The organism is Pantoea sp. 1.19 (assembly GCF_001922585.1).
Taxonomy (GTDB): domain Bacteria; phylum Pseudomonadota; class Gammaproteobacteria; order Enterobacterales; family Enterobacteriaceae; genus 1-19.
Map to the genome: position 1 here is coordinate 140,355 of NZ_MRBS01000002.1, position 19,963 is coordinate 160,317.

Genomic DNA, 19,963 nt, shown 5'->3' on the forward strand with positions numbered 1-19,963 from the left:
CCGCCGACCGCCGCCGAGGTGCGTGGTATTGCAGCATAAAAACAGTATCGCGCGCTATTGGCTCAGCGGCAGTGGCTTCACTTATCCTGTCCGCCTGCGGCAGCATCGCTGACGACACTCTGGCGCGCATTTGTGATAGCGATCGCCATCCGTCACGCAGCGGGGCTTTATTCTCGCCAGTCAGCTGGTAAAGTGTGCGGCATTAAATTTTACACATGAATCTTGTGGCAGGATTATGAGCGAAGTTTTTGCCACTGCCCGCGATTTAGTTTGTTTTTTAACCGTCGGAGACACTATGGAATCCTCCCGTACCGCGGCGCTGGACCATGCGGTTCTGTCCGCTGACCGCGGCTGGCGCAAAAGCGACACCCTGTGGATGTTAGGCCTGTATGGCACAGCGATCGGCGCCGGAGTGCTTTTTCTGCCGATTAACGCCGGCATTGGGGGACTCATTCCCCTGCTGATTATGGCGGTGCTGGCGTTTCCCATGACCTACTATGCCCATCGCGGACTCTGTCGCTTTGTGTTATCCGGTAGTAAGCCGGGGGCAGACATCACCGAGGTGGTGGAAGAGCATTTTGGCGTCGGCGCCGGTAAGCTGATTACCCTGCTCTACTTCTTTGCCATCTACCCAATTCTGCTGGTCTACAGCGTGGCCATCACCAATACCGTCGACAGTTTTATTACGCATCAGCTGCACTGGCCATCGCCTCCGCGCGCCCTGCTGGCGCTGCTGCTGATCGGCGGACTGATGAGTATCGTGCGCTTTGGCGAAGCCATGATTGTCAAAACCATGAGCCTGCTGGTGTTCCCGTTTGTGGTGGTGCTGATGGCGCTGGCGCTGTTTTTAGTCCCTCACTGGAGCAGTGCCGTTTTTCAGCACCCGCTCACCCCTGCGGCCGACGGGCATGGCCTGCTAATAACCCTGTGGCTGGCGATCCCGGTCATGGTCTTCTCCTTTAACCACTCGCCAATCATCTCGGCTTTTGCGGTCGCGAAACGCGAAGAGTACGGTGAGCAGGCTGAGCGAAAATGCTCGCGGATCCTTGCCTTTAGCCACCTGATGATGGTGCTAACGGTGATGTTTTTTGTCTTCAGCTGCGTGCTAAGCCTGAGTCCGGCGGATCTCGCCGCCGCCAAGGCGCAGAATATTTCGATTCTGTCCTATCTGGCCAACCACTTCGCGACGCCGCTGCTGGCGTGGCTGGCACCGATCATCGCCATCGTGGCCATTACCAAGTCCTTCCTTGGTCACTACCTCGGCGCGCGCGAGGGCTTCAATGGCCTGGTTATCAAGTCGCTGCGCAGCCGGGGTAAAACCCTGCCGGCAGCGCGCTTAAACCGGCTGACCGCCCTGTTTATGCTGCTGAGCAGCTGGCTGGTGGCCACCCTTAACCCCAGTATTCTCGGCATGATTGAAACACTGGGTGGACCGGTGATTGCTATCCTGCTGTTTTTAATGCCGATGTATGCAATTCACAAGGTGCCGGCGATGCGCCGCTACCGCGGAGCGCTGAGCAATGCGTTTGTGACGGTCGCCGGCCTGATTGCCCTTTCCGGTATCCTGTTCAGCCTGCTGGGCTAACGCCGCGGCGCCGCGCAAGGACCGGGCGCCGACCTCATTTTTTGCGACATTACGCACAAATTGGCGTTATCATTCCCGCATCGACAATGCGGGAGTGAGTCATGATCCGTCTGTTAGACCTTCTCTGGCGCTATGGTCGCGCCTTTGGCCTGATTTGGGCCTGTCTGTTCGCCGGCAACACCGTCGCCGGCTGGTTGCCCATCACCCTGCCGGGCAGCATCCTGGGTATGCTACTGCTGTTTGCGCTCCTGTGTTTACAACTGGTGCCGGTGGCATGGGTACGCCCGGGCAGCCTGCTGTTTATCCGCTACATGGTGCTGCTCTTTGTGCCAATCAGCGTCGGCGTCATGGTCCATATGGATATGCTGATCGCCCAGTTTGGCCCGATTGTGGTCTCCTGCGTGGTTAGCACGCTGCTGGTGATGATTGTCACCGGCTTCAGTGCTGAATACCTGCGTAAACCCGGCAGCGGAGGCCAGGATGAGTGATATTTGGTGGTCGCTGCCCTTAACCCTTGGGGTCTTTTTTGCCGCCCGGGCACTGGCGCGGCGGCTGAATAATCCGCTGGTTAATCCGCTGCTGATGGCGATGGCGGTGATTATCCCGCTGCTGCTGTTGCTGAATCTGCCCTATGCCCGCTATTTTCAGGGCAGTAAAATCCTGAACGACTTGCTGCAGCCGGCGGTTGTTGCGCTGGCGCTGCCGCTGTATGAACAGCTGCATCAAATTCGCGCGCGCTGGAAAATGATCATCAGCGTCTGCACCATCGGCAGCCTGACCGCGATGGTCTCCGGTACGGCCATTGCGCTGTGGCTTGGCGCCACGCCGCAGATTGCTGCCACCCTGCTGCCCAAGTCGGTGACCACGCCCATCGCCATGGCGGTTGCCGGCAGCCTGAACGGCATTCCGGCGATCAGCGCCATTTGCGTCCTGTTGGCTGGCGTGCTGGGCGCGGTACTCGGTCATCTGCTGCTGCGGCTGTGCGGCATCCACAGCACTGCCGCGCGCGGGCTGGCGATGGGGAATGCCTCGCATGCGCTGGGCACCGCCCGCGCCGCCGAGATCAACTATGAGGAAGGGGCGTTCAGCTCGCTGGCCTTGGTTATCTGCGGCATCATTACCTCACTGCTGGCACCGTTTATATTTCCTTTGCTGCTGTGGTGGTGGGGATAAACTTGCGATATATCTCGCAATAATGATTCCAGTCTCACCAATTACATTTTTAATGTGATAAAAGTCTCATAGAGATTGCCCCGCGCCGTTGGGGCTCCCCTGGCCGCCGCGCGTCGGCTTTGCGCCCGTACCCTGGCTTACTGAGAGGCTGATATGCATTCACGTTACACCACCGCCCTGGCCACCCTTCCCGCCTCGCTACAGCAAGCGCTGTATCCCTGGCTCGACGATCCGGCTTTCGCCGGCCGGCTCAGCGCCGATGCGGTGGCCGCGATCACTCAGCAGAGTGGGCTGGATGAAGATGCGCTGGCGTTAGCACTCCTGCCGCTGGCGGCCGCCTGCGCACGCGCCTCAGTGTCGCATTTCAACGTCGGCGCCATCGCGCGCGGTGAGCGCGGGGACATTTACTTTGGCGCCAATATGGAGTTCGCCGGCAGCACCATGCAGCAGACGGTACACGCTGAGCAGAGCGCCATCTCGCACGCGTGGATGCAGGGTGAGACGCGACTGCGCGCCATCACCGTCAATTACACGCCCTGCGGCCACTGTCGTCAGTTTATGAACGAGCTCAACAGCGGTACCGCACTGATGATCCACCTGCCGGGGCGGCAGCCGGATACGCTGGCGGCCTACCTGCCGGCGGCCTTCGGCCCGCGCGATCTGGCTATCGATACCCTGCTGCTGGACCCGCAGGATCAGCAGTTCACCGCGCAGGGAGACGCGCTGACCCGGGCGGCCATTCAGGCCGCGAGCCTGAGTCATGCCCCTTATAGTGGTGCCCACAGCGGCGTGGCGCTGGAAAGCCAAAGCGGCCGCATTTACAGCGGCCGCTACGCCGAAAACGCCGCTTTTAATCCCTCTCTGCCGCCGCTGCAGGTTGCCCTGAACCTGCTGAATCTGGCCGGCGAGTCCTGCGATCAGATTCAGCGCGCGGTACTGGCCGAACGCGATGGCGCTGCGCTGCAGCAGCGCAGCGCCTGTCAGCAAACGCTCCGGGCGCTGGGGTGCGATAACCTGCAGCGGGTCACCCTGCCCGCCAGCGGCCACCAGGATCGCGACCAGGCGGCACGCGCTTTTGACTTTTGAAATTAACAAATGCTGTCACTCCGGGCGGTTTTCTCATAGGATCGGAAGCCCCCTGATAAAAATGAAGATGAGTCATTGCATGGAACTGGACTACGAAAGTAAGCGCCCCCTGTATATCCCCTACGCCGGCCCCATTTTGCTCGAATTCCCGCTGCTGAATAAAGGCAGCGCTTTCAGCCCGGAAGAGCGTAACGATTTTAATCTGCACGGACTGCTGCCGGAAACGGTCGAGACCATCGAAGAACAAGCCGAGCGCGCCTGGCGCCAGTTTGAAGATTTCAGCAACGACACGGATAAGCACATCTATCTGCGTAATATCCAGGACACCAACGAAACCCTGTTCTATCGCCTGCTGGATAACCACCTTGAGCAGATGATGCCGATCATCTATACCCCGACGGTGGGGGCGGCCTGTGAACACTTTTCTGAAATCTACCGCCGCGCGCGCGGCCTGTTTATCTCCTATCCGAACCGCGCACACATCGATGATATGCTGCAAAACGCCACGAAGCAGAACGTGAAGGTGATTGTGGTCACCGACGGCGAGCGCATCCTTGGTCTCGGTGACCAGGGCATCGGCGGCATGGGGATCCCGATTGGTAAACTGTCGCTGTACACCGCCTGCGGCGGTATCAGCCCGGCCTACACTCTGCCGGTGGTGCTCGACGTGGGCACCAACAATCAGCAGCGTCTGAACGATCCGCTGTACATGGGCTGGCGCCACCCGCGTATCACCGGCGAAGAGTACGACGCATTTGTTGACGAGTTTATCCAGGCGGTGAAGCGCCGTTGGCCCAACGTGCTGCTGCAATTTGAGGATTTCGCGCAGAAAAACGCCATGCCGCTGCTGGAGCGCTACCGCGAAGAAGTGTGCTGCTTTAACGACGACATTCAGGGTACCGCCGCCGTGACCTTGGGTACCCTGATTGCCGCCAGCCGCGCCGCCGGTAGCCAGCTGCGGGACCAAAAAGTGGTGTTCCTCGGCGCCGGATCGGCCGGCTGCGGTATCGCCGAGCAGATTATCGCCCAGATGAAATCGGAAGGACTGAGCGATGAAGAAGCCCGCGCGCGCGTCTATATGGTCGACCGCTTTGGTCTGCTGACCGACAAGCTGCCGAACCTGCTGAGCTTCCAGAATAAGCTGGTGCAAAAGAGCGAATCCCTGCAGGCGTGGGACGTGCAGAGCGACGGCCTGTCGCTGCTGGACGTGGTGCGCAACGCCCAGCCGGATATCCTGATTGGCGTGTCAGGCCAGCCGGGGCTCTTCACCGAAGCGATCATTCGCGAAATGCACAAGCACTGCGCTCGTCCGATCGTGATGCCGCTTTCCAACCCGACCTCGCGGGTTGAAGCCACGCCGCAGGACATCATCGCGTGGACCGACGGCGCGGCGCTGGTTGCCACCGGCAGCCCGTTCTCGCCGGTGCAGTGGAAAGGCGAGATCTACCCGATTGCGCAGTGTAACAACTCCTATATTTTCCCGGGTATCGGCCTGGGCGTTGTGGCGTCGCGCGCGACCCGCGTCACCGACGGTATGCTGATGGCCGCCAGCCGCGCGCTGGCCGACTGCTCTCCGCTGGTCAATGAGGGGCACGGCCCGGTGCTGCCGGAGATCAAAGATATTCAGGGGGTCTCCAAGCTGATCGCCATGGCCGTGGCAAAAATGGCCCAGCAGCAGGGCGCCGCCGTGGTCACCTCGGAAGACGTGCTGTCGCGCGCGATTGCCGACAACTTCTGGCTACCGCAGTACCGTACCTATCGCCGTACCTCCATCTGACCTATCGGCGCAGTCCGCTCTGCGCCAGGTGTGGAAAAAAAACGCAGGCAGCTTCGGCTGCCTTGCGTCCCTCTCCCCAGTGCAGTAGCCTTGAACCACCTACTATCCGTCCGGCTGAGTCTGCGATAACATGTTGAAGCGCCTGATTTATGGTGTGCTGTTCCTGATCCTGCTGGCGGGCGTCACGGCGCTGGGCCTTGACCGCTGGATGAGCTGGAAAACCGCCCCGTACATCTATGATGATCTCTCCTCCCTGCCGCATCGACAGGTCGGCGTAGTACTGGGCACCGCCAAGTATTATCGCAACGGTGAACTGAATCAGTATTACCTGTTCCGCATGCAGGGGGCGCTCAATGCCTACAATAGCGGTAAAGTTAACTATCTGCTGCTCAGCGGCGACAATGCCCAGCAAAGCTATAACGAACCCCGCACCATGCGCCGCGATCTGATCGCCGCCGGCGTGAATCCCGCCGATATCGTGCTGGACTTTGCCGGCTTTCGCACGCTGGATTCCATCGTTCGCACCCGCAAGGTGTTCGATACCAACGATTTTATTATTATTACTCAGCGCTTCCACTGCGAGCGCGCTCTGTTCATCGCCCAGCATATGGGAATCGAGGCGCAGTGCCTGGCGGTACCGACGCCGAAAAATATGCTGACGGTGCGGGTCCGGGAGTTTGCCGCCCGGCTCGGCGCCCTGGCGGACCTGTATATTATGAAGCGTGAACCGCGCTTCCTTGGCCCGCAGGTGCCAATTCCGGCGGTGCATCCGCTGCCCGACGATGCGCAGGGCTATCCGGCGGTGTCGCCGGAGCAGCTGCTGGAGATCCAGGAAAAATCCTCCGCGGCCCCGACTCGCTAAGCGCCGTCTCCCCGCGCGTCAGGCGCCTCGCCGGGCGATCAGTGAGCCGCACTGGCTTCGATTGCGGATGCCGGCACAGACGCGTTACGCGTTGGGATGATCGCCACCAGCAAGATCGACAAGGCCATCGCGCCTCCGGCAACCAGATAGAGCTGCGGGATGGAGCACGCGGAAACGATCCCGGCCCCCAGCGTCGCTCCCAGGCCGATGGCCGTATTAAACCAGGCCACGTATAGCGCCGAGGCGGGAAACGCATGATCGCCGGCCAGGCGCAGCACCCACGTCTGGAAGCCGACAAACACCCCGGACACCGCGCCGCCCCATATCAGCACCGCCGCAAAGACGACGCTGCCGGGCAGCGCTGCCCTGGCCCCGCCTACGCCCATCAGTACGGCCGCCATCAGCAGCACTGATGCAGTAACCGTGCTCTTCAGGTGGCGGTCAATAACCACGCCGGTCAGGATATTACCGACCAGGCCGGCGGCACCAAACACCAGCAGCGCCAGAGGAATCTCGCCGGGCGTCAGCGTATGCTGGGTATCTAGCCAGGGCTCAATAAAGGTGAAGGCGGCAAAGTGCGCAGTGACCGCCAGTAACGTCGCCGCAAAAATTTTCCACAGCGCGGAGGAAGCCAGTACGCGCCTTAGCGCCGCCGTCCCGATCGCGCTTTGGCTGGCAATCGGCGGAATGAGCGTGCTGATACCGATGAAAGCGACCCCGCTGAACAGGGTCATCAACCAGAATGCCTGTCTCCAGCCAAAGTGCAGACCGATATAATTTGACAGCGGCACGCCCACTACGCTGGCGGCCGACACGCCCCCGAACACCACCGAGGTGGCCACACCGATATATTTCGCCGGGACCAGCGCGACTGCCGTCGCCCCGACCATCGCCCAAAATGCACCATGCGCTAACGCCCCCAGTAAGCGCGCAACCAGCAGCACGCTGTAGGTATTAACCGAGGCCGCCAGCGCATTAGACGCCAGCAAAATCAGGGTTAAGGTGAGCAGCAGTCGCTTTTTCGCAACGTGCCCCAGCCAGACTGACGCGAGGAGCGCGCTGATCGCCCCCAGCCAGGCATAAAACGACACCGTCATGCCGATTGCGGCCCTGGAGACCTGCAGCCCCTCCGCAATCGGAGTCAGCAGCCCTACGGGAATCAGCTCTGTACTGACAATAGTGAAGGTCGACAGCGCCAGAATGAACAAGGCCAGCCATGATCTCAGCGTCATGCTCTGCGCAGGGGTGTCTGTGTGCATTGTGTTTTCCTTATTCTGCAGTGATTTTTTGTACCGGTAATGAGCCGCGGCGCGTGCAACAGCACGACAAGCTCCCCGTTGGGCACCGCGGCGCTCCTGAGCGGGGACTTACATGCGTCCGGGCGTGCTGTATGCCTCTGGACAAGGCCGGGGTTCACCCGACCGGCCTTACCGCAGGTGCCGCGAGGCGGGCTAAGCGCCCTTTCGCCGCGCACGATCGCTGTGGCATGACGCACGCGGTGCCTGGCACGCCGGGCGCGTTTCTCGACCCGGCGAGTAAAGCCTCCCGCAGCGGCCAGCCATGTCGGTAACGCACATTGGCAATCGCCCGCTGGCTCGCCCGGAACAGGTAAGTCAGGCGGACAGTGCCCGACGATCACGCGCCGGCAGGTGGCATACTGTAGCGTCTGTGACCGCTGGCGGAATTGTTATATTGGTAATACGCCTGGGGTATTACCCGCGGCAAGCCTGCAGCCCTTCCGCGTTTTTGTTCTGCGCGTATATCCGTTTATACTGTCGTTTTGACCCACGGGATCGATCCATGGCGACGGCAGAGACTCTGCTCAGTAATACTCTTCCCAGCGTGAGACAGCTGCAGTGCTTTCTGGCCGTGGCTCACGAGCTGAACTACCGCCGGGCCGCCGAACGACTCCGGATGACGCAGCCGCCGCTCACGCGGCAGATTCAGGCGCTGGAGGCGGCGCTGAATCAGGCGTTATTTATCCGGAATACGCATGGGGTCACCCTGACGCCTGCGGGGCGGACGCTGGTGGTCAGCGCCGGGCGCATCCTGCAGGAGCTGCACCAGCTGACTCTCACCGCCGCCCCGGCTTCGCCGCGGCTGCGCATCGGCCTGACCTGCACCGTTAATTTTGAGCATATCCCGCCCGTCCAGCAGCAGCTTCTGCGGCTGGAGGCGGAAGACCACGTAGAAACGCCCTATCTGACCTCTGCCCAGCTGCTGCAGTATCTGGCAAAAAATACGCTGGATCTGGCGCTTGTCGGCGAACACGGCGCCGGCTATGAAGATATCCTGCAGTACCGTTGGGTAGGCCGCGAACCGCTGCGGATAGCGATGCCGTCGGACCACCCCGCCAGCCTGCAGCAGCAGGTGGCACTGGAAGAGCTCTGCGATTTACCGCTCTTCTGGTTTGCCAGAAGCGCCAATCCGGTGTTTTATGACAAGTGTGAGCGCTATTTCGATCGGCTCGCGATACCGCTGAAGCGCGTTAAGGAGCCGGAAGACTCGCTGGTGATGCTCAGCCATATCGCCAAAGGCAGCGGATTCGCGCTGCTGCCGCAGTCAAAATGCACGTTTGCGCTGACAGGCTTATGCTATCGCGACCTGACGACGGAGGCGTCACAGCGACTGCATATTGACCTCTATGCGGCGATGCGTATCCACGACGCCCGGCAGGCGGTGTTGCACGCTCAAAGCGCCTTATGTACCACCTCCCTCTCTTCCGCCTGAGCCACCGGGCTTCCTCTTCCTCATGAGTGGGCCGTTCGCACAGCGGCGGCCGGATAGCCAAGCCGCCGGCCGATCGCGACAGGTTACCTGTACTTCGGGCCATCGCCCCTGTTCCGCTGTTCTGGCAATGCCTCCGCCGTGCTGAAGAAGGAGGCGTCATGCCCCTCGAAAGTGCTTGCCGCGTCGGAGGAACGGTACGATGGGTGCGGCGCCACGGGGCAGAGCGCATGTGATGACCAGACCGACGACGCGGCCGTGCGGCGGCAGTTGGATCCGCGTGTCGAACGGAAGATGACGTTTATGGATAGCGCCGGGCAGTCACGGCCGCCGACAGCGTGGGCAGCTGCTGGATCGCTTTCTCACGGGGCGCATCCCGGGCAGCCGCCAGCAGTTTACCGTCGCTGCACAAAAGGGCCGGCGGCGCGGGGATGACGCCGGCGCAGCAGGGTATCACCGCGCTGCACCAGCGGCTGACCATCCGGGGAGAACGCCGTGCGGGAGAAGACAACGCTGGCATGCCTGCCTGAGCGCGTCGGCGGCCTGAGGAACGGCGGCCTGCCGCCGAACGCAATTGATGATTGCGCCCGCTGCCCAGCGGGCACTACCGGAGAACGGCGGGGCTGACCGCGCGGCTTACTTCTTCCGCGCGTACTTCAGCGAGTCGAGGGCCACAGCAAAGATGATGATGCCGCCCTTGATGATGTACTGCCAGTAAGGATTCACGCCGATGTAAGTCAGGCCGTAGTTGATGACGGTAAAAATCAGCACCCCGGTGACTACCCCGGCGACGGTACCGACGCCGCCGGCGAAGGAGACCCCGCCGACCACGCACGCCGCAATCGCATCCAGCTCATACATAAAACCGAGGTTATTGGTGGCCGAGCCGATACGCCCGGCCTCCAGCATCCCGCCAAAGGCGTAGAACACGCCCGACAGCGCGTAGATCAGGATCAGGTTCAGCGGCACGTTCACACCGGACACTTTTGCCGCTTCCGGATTACCGCCGATGGCGAAAATGTTTTTACCGAACCGGGTTTTGTTCCACAAGATCCAGACGAAGATAATGGCAAACAGCGCATAGAAAGTGATGTAGGAGAGCTTAAAGTCGCCCAGGCGAATAAAGCCCTGGGCAAACGTCGAAAAGCTGGAGTCGAAGCCGGCGATGGGCGACGCCCCTACATAATCGTAATACAGCGAGTTTACCCCGTAGACGATGATCATCGTGCCGAGCGTGGTGATAAAAGGTGTGACGCGCAGGTAAGCGATGATCACACCGTTGATCAGGCCTATCAGCGCACCGATGCTGCAGACCACCAGAATCACCACCGGAATCGGCAGTGTATCCATCTCCGGGAACACTTTATTGGCATTCTCCATAGACTGCAGCAGCGTCGCCGCTACCACCGCCGCCAGCCCGACCTGACGGCCGGCCGACAGATCGGTTCCCTGGGTAACGATCAGCCCGGCCACCCCCAGCGCAATAATAATGCGCACCGAGGACTGAGTCAGAATGTTACTCAGGTTCATCAGGCTTAAGAAAGTGGGATCCTGGATAATAATGATCGCCAGCAACACCAGTAAAACAACGTATATCCCGCCCTCTTTCAACCAGGTGAGCGCATTTTTTTTGGTTACAGGATTCATGAAATCAGCCCTTACATGATCAAAGGTGCAGCGATGCTAAACGTAAAATCTCGTTTTGCGTCGTCGTTTTGGTGTCAACAATGCCCGCGACCTGGCCATTACTCATCACCAGAATACGGTCAGTAATCCCGAGCAGCTCTGGCATTTCCGAAGAGATAATAATGATGCCCTTCTCTTTTTTCGCCAGTTCAGCAATCAGCTGATATATTTCAAATTTTGCGCCAACGTCAATGCCGCGCGTCGGTTCATCCAGCATCAGAATTTCCGGCTGAGTCAATAGCCAGCGGCCAATAATCACTTTTTGCTGATTTCCCCCGGAGAGCGATCCAATCGACGTATGGTGGCCAGGCGTTTTCACCCGCATTGAATCGATCACCCACTGGGTATCGCTCTTCATCCGCCCATTATCCAGCAGGCCAATTTTATTTTTATACTGACGAATATTGGAGATGAGCGAGTTAAACCCGATATCCAGGTAGGCATAAATACCGGTGGAGCGACGCTCTTCCGTCACCAGCGCAAAACCGTGGTTAATGGCTTCATTGGCGCTGTGGTTATTGATTGCGCGACCGTGCAGCTTGATGGTGCCACCGGATTTTTCCCGGATACCAAACAGCGTCTCCACGATATCGGTACGCTTCGCGCCGACCAGTCCGGCAATGCCCAGGATTTCGCCTTTATGCAGATCAAAACTGACATCGCGGATCGATGGCTGGCGCAGCGAGGTCAGATGGCGCACCTCAAGAATCACTTCGCCCGGCACGTTATGCTTTTCCGGAAAACGCTGATTCAGCGAGCGGCCGACCATCATGGCGATGATTTTGTCCATGTCCAGTCCGTCCAGCGGCTGGGTGGCAATCCACTGGCCATCGCGCAGAATGGTAATTTCATCGCACAGCTGGAAAATTTCTTCCATTTTGTGCGAGATATAGACGATGCCGCAGCCGCGATCCTTCAGCTTGCGGATAATACTGAACAGGTGATTGACTTCTTTCTCGGTCAGCGACGAGGTTGGCTCGTCCATGATCACGATTTTTGCGTTATAAGAGAATGCCTTGGCAATCTCCACCATTTGCATTTGCGACACCGACAGGTCGATCACTTTATCGCGCGGATCGATATGAATATCCAGCTCGTCAAAAATGGCTTTCGTGTCGTCATACATTTTCCTTTGATCGACGAAAATACCTTTTTTCGGATAGCGCCCCAGCCACATGTTATCCATTACCGTGCGCTGCAAGACCAGGTTTAATTCCTGATGCACCATCGACACGCCGTTCTCCAGCGCCTCTTTGGAGCTTTTAAAGTCGATTTCCTCACCCTGGAACAGGATGCTCCCCGCGTCTTTTTTATATATGCCAAACAGGCATTTTAATAAGGTGGATTTGCCCGCGCCATTCTCCCCCATCAGCGCATGAACGGAGTGCGGGCGCACTTTTAAATTAACGTTATCCAGCGCTTTTACGCCGGGAAATGACTTACTGACGTTTGTCATTTCCAGCAGGTATTCGCGCGTGGCTGGTGCTGTATCGCTGCCCATAATTTACTGGCTCATGGTTATCACTGCAGGCGGCTAAAAAGGCGCGCAGGGCGCGCCCTGTTTACGCGGGGGCTACGGCCCCCGACGATCACTTCTGGAACTGCGCCAGGTTATCTTTGTCGACCGGCACGTAGGCGACGCGGACCACTTTACCGTCCAGCTTATAGTTCGTGCCTTCGGTTGCCGGCTTACCGGCCGCGAGATTTTTCGCCATCTCAAAGGTCGCTTTTGCCTGGTTTTCGGCATCGTTCAGCACGGTCCCGGCCATCGCGCCCGATTTCACCATCGCCAGCGCTTCCGGCAGGGCATCTACGCCAAATACCGGCACGCTGGCCTTGTTGTGCGCCTTCAGCGCTTCTACCGCGCCCATTGCCATGGCATCGTTGTTGGCAATCACCACTTCAATCTTGTTGCCGTTCGGACCGGAGAGCCATGCGTCCATTTTGTCTTTCGCCTGCGCGGTATCCCACATGGCGGTATCCATGTGCAGCTGCTGAGTTTTGATTCCATCCTGATTCAGGGTATCGATCACGTATTTGGTTCGCGCTTCCGCATCCGGGTGACCCGGCTCACCTTTCAACAGGACAAACTGAATCTGCCCGTCTTTGTTCAGATCCCAGCCGGCATTGGCTTTCCAGTGCTTCTCAATCAGCTTGCCCTGCTGCACGCCGGACTCTTTCGAGTCGGTGCCGACGTAATAAGCTTTGTCGTAGCTGTCCAGCACTTTCCCGGTCGGCTCTTTATTGAAGAACACCACCGGAATATCGTTGCTTTTCGCCTTATCGATCACCACGCCCGCGGCTGAGGGGTCAACCAGGTTTATCGCCAGCGCCTTCACGCCTTTGGCAATCAGCACATCGATTTGATCGTTCTGCGTGGACTGACTGTTTTGCGAATCGTTCATCAACAGCTGAATGTTATCGCTGGCCTTGGCTTCTTTCTCGATATCCTTACGCACCACAGACATAAAGTTATCGTCATATTTATAAATGGTCACACCAATCCGCGTATCAGCCGCGTGGGCCACGCCGCCGATCATCAGGCCAGCCATCAGTGCAGTCAGTGCAGAAACCTTCTTATTCATGGTATCTCCGGTATGAGCAGGGTAAACCGTGCGCCTGTTCCTGATGGAAAGGCGAGCTGTTATCGTCGGTAAGATGCAGAAAACCAGGCCACACGGGCCGACGTTGCCAATATTCACCGCCGTCCTTGTGCGATCACGCTTCCCAAAATTGAGGGTAATGTCCGCGAAACGGTGGCCAAATACGGTAAAAATCGGATTCAGCGCCATGTTACAAGCTGTTTCGCCGCTGCGGGACGTTGCCATGATAGTGAACGAACTGTTAATTAACTGTGAAATTACTCACAGATTGAAAACGGTTACACCGGTGAATCCCCTGAGTTAGTGACGGACGCCACACTTTGCCGTGCGGCCACCGAATGGCGGCGCACCAGCGTCGGCATAAAGCAGTGCACTGCGCTGTTGTCCAGCGCCCCGGCGGCGCCTTTCAGCGCCAGCTCGGTGGCAAGTTTAGCCATTGAAACAATGGGATAGCGTATGGTAGTTAACTGCGGATCGGTATAGCGGGAAATCGGAATATCGTCAAAGCCAATGACGGAAACCTGTAACGGCACCGCAATGCCGTTATCTTTGAGCGCCGTGAGCGCCCCGGCCGCCATGCTGTCGTTGTAGGCGAAGATGGCACTCAGCTGCTGATTGCGCCCCAGCAGATCCACCATCGCCGCTTCACCGCCCTGCAGATCCGGTTCGCCGCTGGCGCTCCAGCTCTCTGGCGGCACGCTGCCCTGCTCAGCCAGTGCCTGCAGCCAGCCCGCGCGCCGCTGGGCATCATCCTCAATCGGATGCGCCGAGCCGAGATAGCCAATGCGCTGATGACCGTGCTGCTGCAGCATCCGCGTGGCCATCAGTGCACCGCTGACGTTATCCAGACAGACGCAGCGGTGAGCATAACCGGGCAGCAGCCGGTTGATCAGCACCATGCCCGGCATCTGCTGCATAAAGGCGCTTAGCTCCTCATCTCCCAGCGCTTTGGCGTGCACAATCAGCGCGCTGCAGCGCTGGCGTATCAGAATCTCAATGGCGTGGCGCTCTTTGTCGGCCTGGTGGTAGCTGTTGTTGATCAGCACATGCTTTTGCAGCCGCTGGGCGACAATATCCACTGCTTTCACCAGCGCGCCAAAAAAGGGATCGGAGACATCCATCACCACCACGCCGAGCGTATCGGTAACCTGCGTCGCCAGGGCCTGCGCATTGGCATTCGGGCGGTAGCCTAACGACGATACCGCCTGCAGCACCACCTCCCGGGTTGCCAGCGTCACGGCACTGCTGTGGTTTAGAACGCGCGACACGGTGGCCACGGACACGCCGGCCAGTCGCGCCACGTCACGAATGGTAATCATAGGGGACCCCGGAAAGGACAGTTCGCTGCCATTTTCGCAGCGTGCCGGGCCGCGCAGCGTGAATCAGCTCACAGAGATGAAAACGGTTACATGTGCTTTATGCGTCTTTGTGAGCCAGGTCATTGTCTCCCCGAGCTCGCTCAGGCCGGCGGCGCGGTGCAGCGGCGGGTCAGCCAGCGCCAGAGAGCCTCCAGCGGGCCCTGCGACCAGATACGCAGCCACAGCGTCGAGAACAACAGGTTCACGCACCAGATCAGCGGCACCAGCAGCAGCAGCGCCAGGCGATCAAGGTGCATAAATAGCGCCCCGTGCCAAAACAGCGCGCTGCACAGCAGGGTCTGCAGCAGATAGTTACTGAGCGCCATCCGCCCCACCCGCGCCGTGGCCTGCATCAGCCAGCCGCGCGCGAGGTAAGCCCAGGCGGCGTGAATCAGCGCCACGTACCCCAGCGCCATTAGCGGCGCCCCGAGATCGCGCGGAATTTGCAGCCAGAATGGCGTCCACGGCCAGCGCCACTGTAACCCGACTTGCAGCAGCAGGCCCGGCAGCTGGATCAGCACACCGGCCAGCATTAGCCGCCAGGCGTGCCGACGGTAGGTGGCGGCCGGGCGCTGCCCGCGCAGCCAGCCGGACTGCCACAGCGCGGCGCCAATCAGCATCGCGCCGGCCAGCTGCCAGCCGTACTGGGCCAGCAGCGCCAGCAGGCTCGACTGCAGCAGATCGGCACGATTGCGCAGCGCTTCCAGCCCGCCGCTGAGCTTCCAGTAGGCTTCATATTCCAAATCCGCCGCTCCCGGCAGCCAGCTGGGTCCGGGTATGTCACCGGCCAGCAGGCCAAAGGGCACCAGCACCAGCGTCCCCACCAACCAGAGAAAAATGCCGCTGCTGAGCAGTCGTCCTTCTGCGCTGAGCGCCGCCATCAGCCGCCACAGCAGCAGCCCTACCAGCGCGTAGTCCAGCAGAATATCGCCATCCCAGAAGAACAGGCTGTGAATCAGCCCCAGCAGCGCCAGCCAGCCGAGACGCACCCGAATCCAGCGGCCACCACGCGGCAGCTGCAGCAGCAGGCCGACGCCGAACAGCATGGCAAACAGGAACAGAAATTTTACCTGAGCAAACAGATCCAGCAGTCCCCAGACGATGCCGTCGCGCAGGCCCGGCAATCCGCGCCAGGCGGGATTGAGATAGGCCGCCGCCGGCAGGCCAAAAGCACTGATGTTCATCAGCAGAATGCCCATGACCGCGAAGCCGCGGATCGCATCCAGTCGGGTATTGCGCATGGGAACTCCCGGCAGGCCGGCCGCCAGCGCTGGCGGCGGCGCGAATCAGGCGTGACGGACGGCGCGCAGAAACTCCTGCCGCGTATTCTGACTGGATTTAAACAGTCCACCCAGCGAGGTGGTGGTGGTTGCACTGGTTGCATCCTGCACGCCGCGTGCTTTGACGCAGTAGTGGACCGCATCAATCGATACTGCCACGTTATGGGTATCGAGCAGCGTCTGCAGCGCCACCAGCACCTGCTGCGTCAGTCGCTCCTGCACCTGCGGGCGCTGCGCAAAAAACTGCACGATGCGGTTGATTTTTGACAGGCCTATCACCTTGTCTTTCGGGATGTAAGCCACGGTGGCTTTTCCGTCAATGGTCACAAAGTGGTGTTCGCAGGTGCTGGTCAGGGTGATATCCCGCACCGTCACCATCTCATCCACCTTCATCTTGTTCTCAATCACGGTAATTTTGGGAAAATTTGCGTAATTCAGGCCGGAAAAAATTTCTTGCACGTACATTTTCGCGATACGGTTTGGCGTTTCGGCCAGGCTGTCGTCGCTCAAATCGAGGTTCAGCAGCTGCATGACCCCGGTCATGTGCGCGGCAATTTCCGCCTGACGCGCAGCATCATCCATTTCACGCGCGGGCGTCCGTAACGGGGTTTCCAGTCCGCGGGCCAACAGGGCCTCGTGAACAAGTGTGGCTTCCTGACTCAGCGTCGCCATGTCTATTCTCCGGCAGGTGAAAAAACCCGATCGCCAGTGACCGGGCAACTTAACTGGACGGTATTCTGAATGACTCTGCGCGATTACGCCAGTAAATCACCCCGTCCGTGCGGAAAAGTTGCCGGCCCCGCCCCGCGCCGGCCGATTGCTATCCGACATCTCCGCGGCTAAACTCACGTAAAGTGAATAACCTGCATAAAGTTACTGACGATTTGAGAACATTATGGATCTGACTCAACTGCGGATGTTTTGCGCGGTCGCCGAGAGCGGCTCACTGGCCCGCGCCGCGGCGCTGCTGCAGCGCGTCCCCTCAAATCTGACGACCCGCCTGCGCCAGCTGGAGCAGGAGCTGGGCTGCGCGCTGTTTATCCGTGAAAAGCAGCGCCTGCGCCTGTCGCCAATGGGGCACAACTTTCTCGGCTACGCGCAGCGGATCCTCGCCCTGTCGCAGGAGGCGCGACACATGGCGCAGAGCGGCGCGCCCGCAGGGCCGTTCCGGCTGGGCTGCATGGAAAGCACCGCCGCCAGCCGGCTACCGGCGCTGCTGTCTCGCTTTCATCAGCGCTACCCGCAGGTGGCGTTAACGCTGCATACCGCCACCTCCGGCGAGCTGCTGGCGCAGGTGCGTGAAGGCACTCTGGCCGCTGCGCTGGTCGAGGGTTCTCTGCAGGGCGACGATCTGCACGGCTGTGCGGTGTTCACCGAGCAGCTGGTGGCGATCTCCGCGCTGGGTCAGCCTCCGCTGCGTAGCGCGCGTGACGCCGCCGGCGTGACCCTCTATGCCCTGGGCCCCGGCTGCGCCTGCCGGCTGCGCGGCGAGCGCTGGTTTCGCGAAGCGCAGTGCCAGCCCGCCGCGATAGGCGAGGTAACTTCCTACGCCAGTCTGCTGGCCTGCGTCGCCTGCGGCGCCGGCATCGCCGTGCTGCCGCGCGCGGTGCTGGAGAGCATGGCCGGCGCCGATCGGGTGCAGATCCATCCCCTGCCTCCGGCGCTGCGCGACAGTGAGACTCTGCTGGTCTGGCGACGCGACGCTTTCACACCGAACGTGGCCGCGCTGAAGACCCTGATTATTGACCAGGTTGAATGCTAATCTGTGTGACGACTACGCTTATCCCATCCGCAAGTTAACTGGAGAGAAAAATGGAGATGATCAAAACCCGCGCGGCCGTGGCCTGGGCCGCCGGCGAGCCGCTAAAAATCGAAGAAGTGGATCTGATGCCGCCGCAGAAGGGCGAAGTCTTGGTGCGCATCGTGGCCACCGGCGTTTGCCATACCGACGCGTACACCCTGTCGGGTAAAGATCCGGAGGGCGTCTTTCCGGCGATTCTCGGCCATGAAGGCGGCGGCGTGGTGGAAGCGGTGGGCGAAGGCGTCACCAGCGTGGCGGTCGGCGATCACGTGATCCCGCTGTACACCCCGGAGTGTGGCAAATGTAAATTCTGTCTCTCCGGTAAAACTAACCTCTGCCAGGCGATCCGCGCCACTCAGGGCAAAGGACTGATGCCGGACGGCACTACCCGCTTCTTTAAAGACGGACAGCCGATTTTCCACTATATGGGCACGTCTACCTTTGCGGAATATACCGTGGTGCCGGAGATCTCGCTGGCCAAGATCAGTAAAGCGGCGCCGCTGGAAGAAGTGTGCCTGCTCGGCTGCGGGGTCACCACCGGCATGGGCGCAGTGATTAACACGGCGAAGGTCCAGCCGGGCGATACCGTCGCCATCTTTGGCCTTGGCGGTATTGGGCTGTCGGCCATCATCGGCGCCACCATGGCCAAAGCCGGACGCATCATCGCCATCGATATCAACACCAGCAAATTCGATCTGGCGAAGAAGCTCGGCGCCACCGATCTGATTAATCCGAAAGAGTATGACAAGCCGATTCAGGAGGTGATCGTCGAGATGACCGACGGCGGCGTCGACTTCTCCTTTGAGTGCATTGGTAACGTCAATGTGATGCGCTCCGCGCTGGAGTGCTGCCATAAAGGCTGGGGCGAATCCGTCATTATCGGCGTCGCCGGCGCGGGCGAAGAGATTGCCACCCGCCCGTTCCAGCTGGTCACCGGACGGGTCTGGCGCGGGTCGGCCTTTGGCGGCGTCAAAGGTCGCTCGCAGCTGCCGGGCATCGTGCAGGACTACCTCGATGGCAAGTTCCAGCTGAATGACTTCATTACCCACAATTTGCCGCTGGAGGCGATCAACGAAGCCTTTGAGCTGATGCACGAAGGCAAATCGATCCGTACCGTGGTGCACTTCGGTGAACAGGCACAGGAGCAGGCATGACGGCGGCCCCGGCATTACTGGAAGAGCACCGCCTGTTTGGCGGTTGGCAGCAGCGCTGGCGGCACCGTTCCGCCACGCTCGGCTGCGACATGACCTTCGGTATTTTTCTGCCCGCCCCCAAAACCACGCCGCCGCCGGTGGTATGGTTTCTCTCCGGGCTGACCTGTACCGATGAAAACGTCACCACCAAAGCGGGAGCACAGCGGATCGCGGCCGAACTGGGCGTGGTGCTGCTGATGCCGGACACCAGCCCGCGCGGCAGCGAGGTGCCGGATGATGAGGGATACGATCTCGGTCAGGGCGCCGGCTTTTACCTTAACGCCACCGAAGCGCCGTGGCAGCAGCACTTCCGCATGTACGATTATCTGGTGGATGAGCTGCCTCAGCTGGTTGCTGACAATTTTAACGTCAGCCAGCGACAGGCAATCATGGGACATTCGATGGGCGGGCACGGTGCGCTAATGCTGGCGCTGCGCAATCCGACGCGCTTTTGTTCAGCTTCGGCGTTCGCGCCGATCGTCAATCCGATGGAGGTGCCCTGGGGACAGAAAGCCTTCCGCGCCTATCTTGGCGAGGGGACCGACGCCTGGCAGCAGTATGACAGTTGCTGGCTGATGCGCCACGCACAGCAGGCGCCGCCGATGCTGATTGACCAGGGCGACAGCGATCAGTTTCTCGCCGATCAGCTGCAGCCGGAGCGGTTGGAGGCTATCGCCCGCGAGCAGCAGCGCGATCTGACCCTGCGCATCCAGCCGGGTTACGATCACAGCTACTTCTTTATCGCCTCGTTTATTGAAGACCATCTGCGCTTTCACGCCCGGCACCTGCAGGCGTAACCCGCTGGAGGCGGGCCGACCTCGTCGGCCCGCCC

The 19,963-nt window shown here is 60.1% G+C and carries 17 protein-coding genes; 10 read left to right on the forward strand and 7 right to left on the reverse strand.

The window, feature by feature from the left end; translation table 11 throughout:
- Positions 1 to 295: 295 nt before the first annotated feature.
- From BS626_RS04675 to sanA, 6 genes are all read left to right on the forward strand, one after another.
- Positions 296 to 1,585 (forward strand): HAAAP family serine/threonine permease, encoded by a 1,290-nt coding sequence (locus BS626_RS04675; RefSeq protein ID WP_075181603.1) that lies wholly within the window; start codon positions 296 to 298, stop codon positions 1,583 to 1,585.
- A 101-nt stretch (positions 1,586 to 1,686) separates the two neighbouring features.
- Entirely contained in the window at positions 1,687 to 2,073 is a 387-nt protein-coding gene (locus BS626_RS04680) for a CidA/LrgA family protein (protein ID WP_075181234.1), read from the forward strand.
- Entirely contained in the window at positions 2,066 to 2,758 is a 693-nt protein-coding gene (locus BS626_RS04685; protein ID WP_075181235.1) for a CidB/LrgB family autolysis modulator, read from the forward strand. Before BS626_RS04680 ends, BS626_RS04685 begins: the two co-directional genes overlap by 8 nt.
- 153 nt (positions 2,759 to 2,911) lie before the next feature.
- On the forward strand, positions 2,912 to 3,844 hold the full coding sequence (cdd, locus tag BS626_RS04690; RefSeq protein WP_075181236.1) for a cytidine deaminase: 933 nt from the start codon (positions 2,912 to 2,914) through the stop codon (positions 3,842 to 3,844).
- A 79-nt stretch (positions 3,845 to 3,923) separates the two neighbouring features.
- Positions 3,924 to 5,621, forward strand: a complete 1,698-nt coding sequence (locus tag BS626_RS04695) for an NAD-dependent malic enzyme (protein WP_075181237.1) — start codon at positions 3,924 to 3,926, stop codon at positions 5,619 to 5,621.
- 130 nt (positions 5,622 to 5,751) lie between these two features.
- The gene (gene sanA / locus BS626_RS04700; protein WP_075181238.1) at positions 5,752 to 6,483 is read left to right on the forward strand and encodes an outer membrane permeability protein SanA; all 732 of its coding nucleotides are present in this window, start codon (positions 5,752 to 5,754) and stop codon (positions 6,481 to 6,483) included.
- A 38-nt stretch (positions 6,484 to 6,521) separates the two neighbouring features.
- Here the strand turns inward: sanA and BS626_RS04705 are convergent, their stop codons facing one another.
- Positions 6,522 to 7,742, reverse strand: a complete 1,221-nt coding sequence (locus tag BS626_RS04705; RefSeq protein ID WP_075181239.1) for an MFS transporter — start codon at positions 7,740 to 7,742, stop codon at positions 6,522 to 6,524.
- Positions 7,743 to 8,283: 541 nt separating this feature from the next.
- Between BS626_RS04705 and BS626_RS04710 the strand changes: the two genes are divergently transcribed.
- On the forward strand, positions 8,284 to 9,213 hold the full coding sequence (locus tag BS626_RS04710; protein ID WP_075181240.1) for a LysR family transcriptional regulator: 930 nt from the start codon (positions 8,284 to 8,286) through the stop codon (positions 9,211 to 9,213).
- A gap of 633 nt (positions 9,214 to 9,846) precedes the next feature.
- Here BS626_RS04710 and mglC read toward each other — a convergent pair.
- The 6 genes from mglC to folE form a co-directional block, all read right to left on the reverse strand.
- Positions 9,847 to 10,857 carry a galactose/methyl galactoside ABC transporter permease MglC gene (gene mglC, locus BS626_RS04720; RefSeq protein ID WP_075181242.1) on the reverse strand — a complete coding sequence of 337 codons (1,011 nt, stop codon included), beginning with the start codon at positions 10,855 to 10,857 and terminating at the stop codon, positions 9,847 to 9,849.
- A 19-nt stretch (positions 10,858 to 10,876) separates the two neighbouring features.
- Positions 10,877 to 12,397, reverse strand: coding sequence for a galactose/methyl galactoside ABC transporter ATP-binding protein MglA (gene mglA, locus BS626_RS04725; RefSeq protein ID WP_075181243.1), 1,521 nt, complete (start codon positions 12,395 to 12,397; stop codon positions 10,877 to 10,879).
- A gap of 88 nt (positions 12,398 to 12,485) precedes the next feature.
- Complete coding sequence (mglB, locus tag BS626_RS04730) at positions 12,486 to 13,481, reverse strand: galactose/glucose ABC transporter substrate-binding protein MglB (protein WP_075181244.1); 996 nt, start codon at positions 13,479 to 13,481, stop codon at positions 12,486 to 12,488.
- Positions 13,482 to 13,777: 296 nt separating this feature from the next.
- Entirely contained in the window at positions 13,778 to 14,818 is a 1,041-nt protein-coding gene (gene galS / locus BS626_RS04735; RefSeq protein WP_075181245.1) for an HTH-type transcriptional regulator GalS, read from the reverse strand.
- Between the two features lie 140 nt (positions 14,819 to 14,958).
- Positions 14,959 to 16,098 (reverse strand): DUF418 domain-containing protein YeiB, encoded by a 1,140-nt coding sequence (yeiB, locus tag BS626_RS04740; protein ID WP_075181246.1) that lies wholly within the window; start codon positions 16,096 to 16,098, stop codon positions 14,959 to 14,961.
- A 45-nt stretch (positions 16,099 to 16,143) separates the two neighbouring features.
- On the reverse strand, positions 16,144 to 16,809 hold the full coding sequence (gene folE / locus BS626_RS04745) for a GTP cyclohydrolase I FolE (RefSeq protein ID WP_075181247.1): 666 nt from the start codon (positions 16,807 to 16,809) through the stop codon (positions 16,144 to 16,146).
- A gap of 223 nt (positions 16,810 to 17,032) precedes the next feature.
- Between folE and BS626_RS04750 the strand changes: the two genes are divergently transcribed.
- From BS626_RS04750 to fghA, 3 genes are read left to right on the forward strand one after another with little or no spacing between them, the layout of a single operon-like run.
- On the forward strand, positions 17,033 to 17,899 hold the full coding sequence (locus BS626_RS04750; protein ID WP_075181248.1) for a LysR family transcriptional regulator: 867 nt from the start codon (positions 17,033 to 17,035) through the stop codon (positions 17,897 to 17,899).
- A 50-nt stretch (positions 17,900 to 17,949) separates the two neighbouring features.
- Positions 17,950 to 19,092, forward strand: a complete 1,143-nt coding sequence (locus tag BS626_RS04755) for an S-(hydroxymethyl)glutathione dehydrogenase/class III alcohol dehydrogenase (protein ID WP_075181249.1) — start codon at positions 17,950 to 17,952, stop codon at positions 19,090 to 19,092.
- Positions 19,089 to 19,928 carry an S-formylglutathione hydrolase gene (gene fghA, locus BS626_RS04760; protein ID WP_075181250.1) on the forward strand — a complete coding sequence of 280 codons (840 nt, stop codon included), beginning with the start codon at positions 19,089 to 19,091 and terminating at the stop codon, positions 19,926 to 19,928. Before BS626_RS04755 ends, fghA begins: the two co-directional genes overlap by 4 nt.
- Positions 19,929 to 19,963 lie beyond the last annotated feature (35 nt).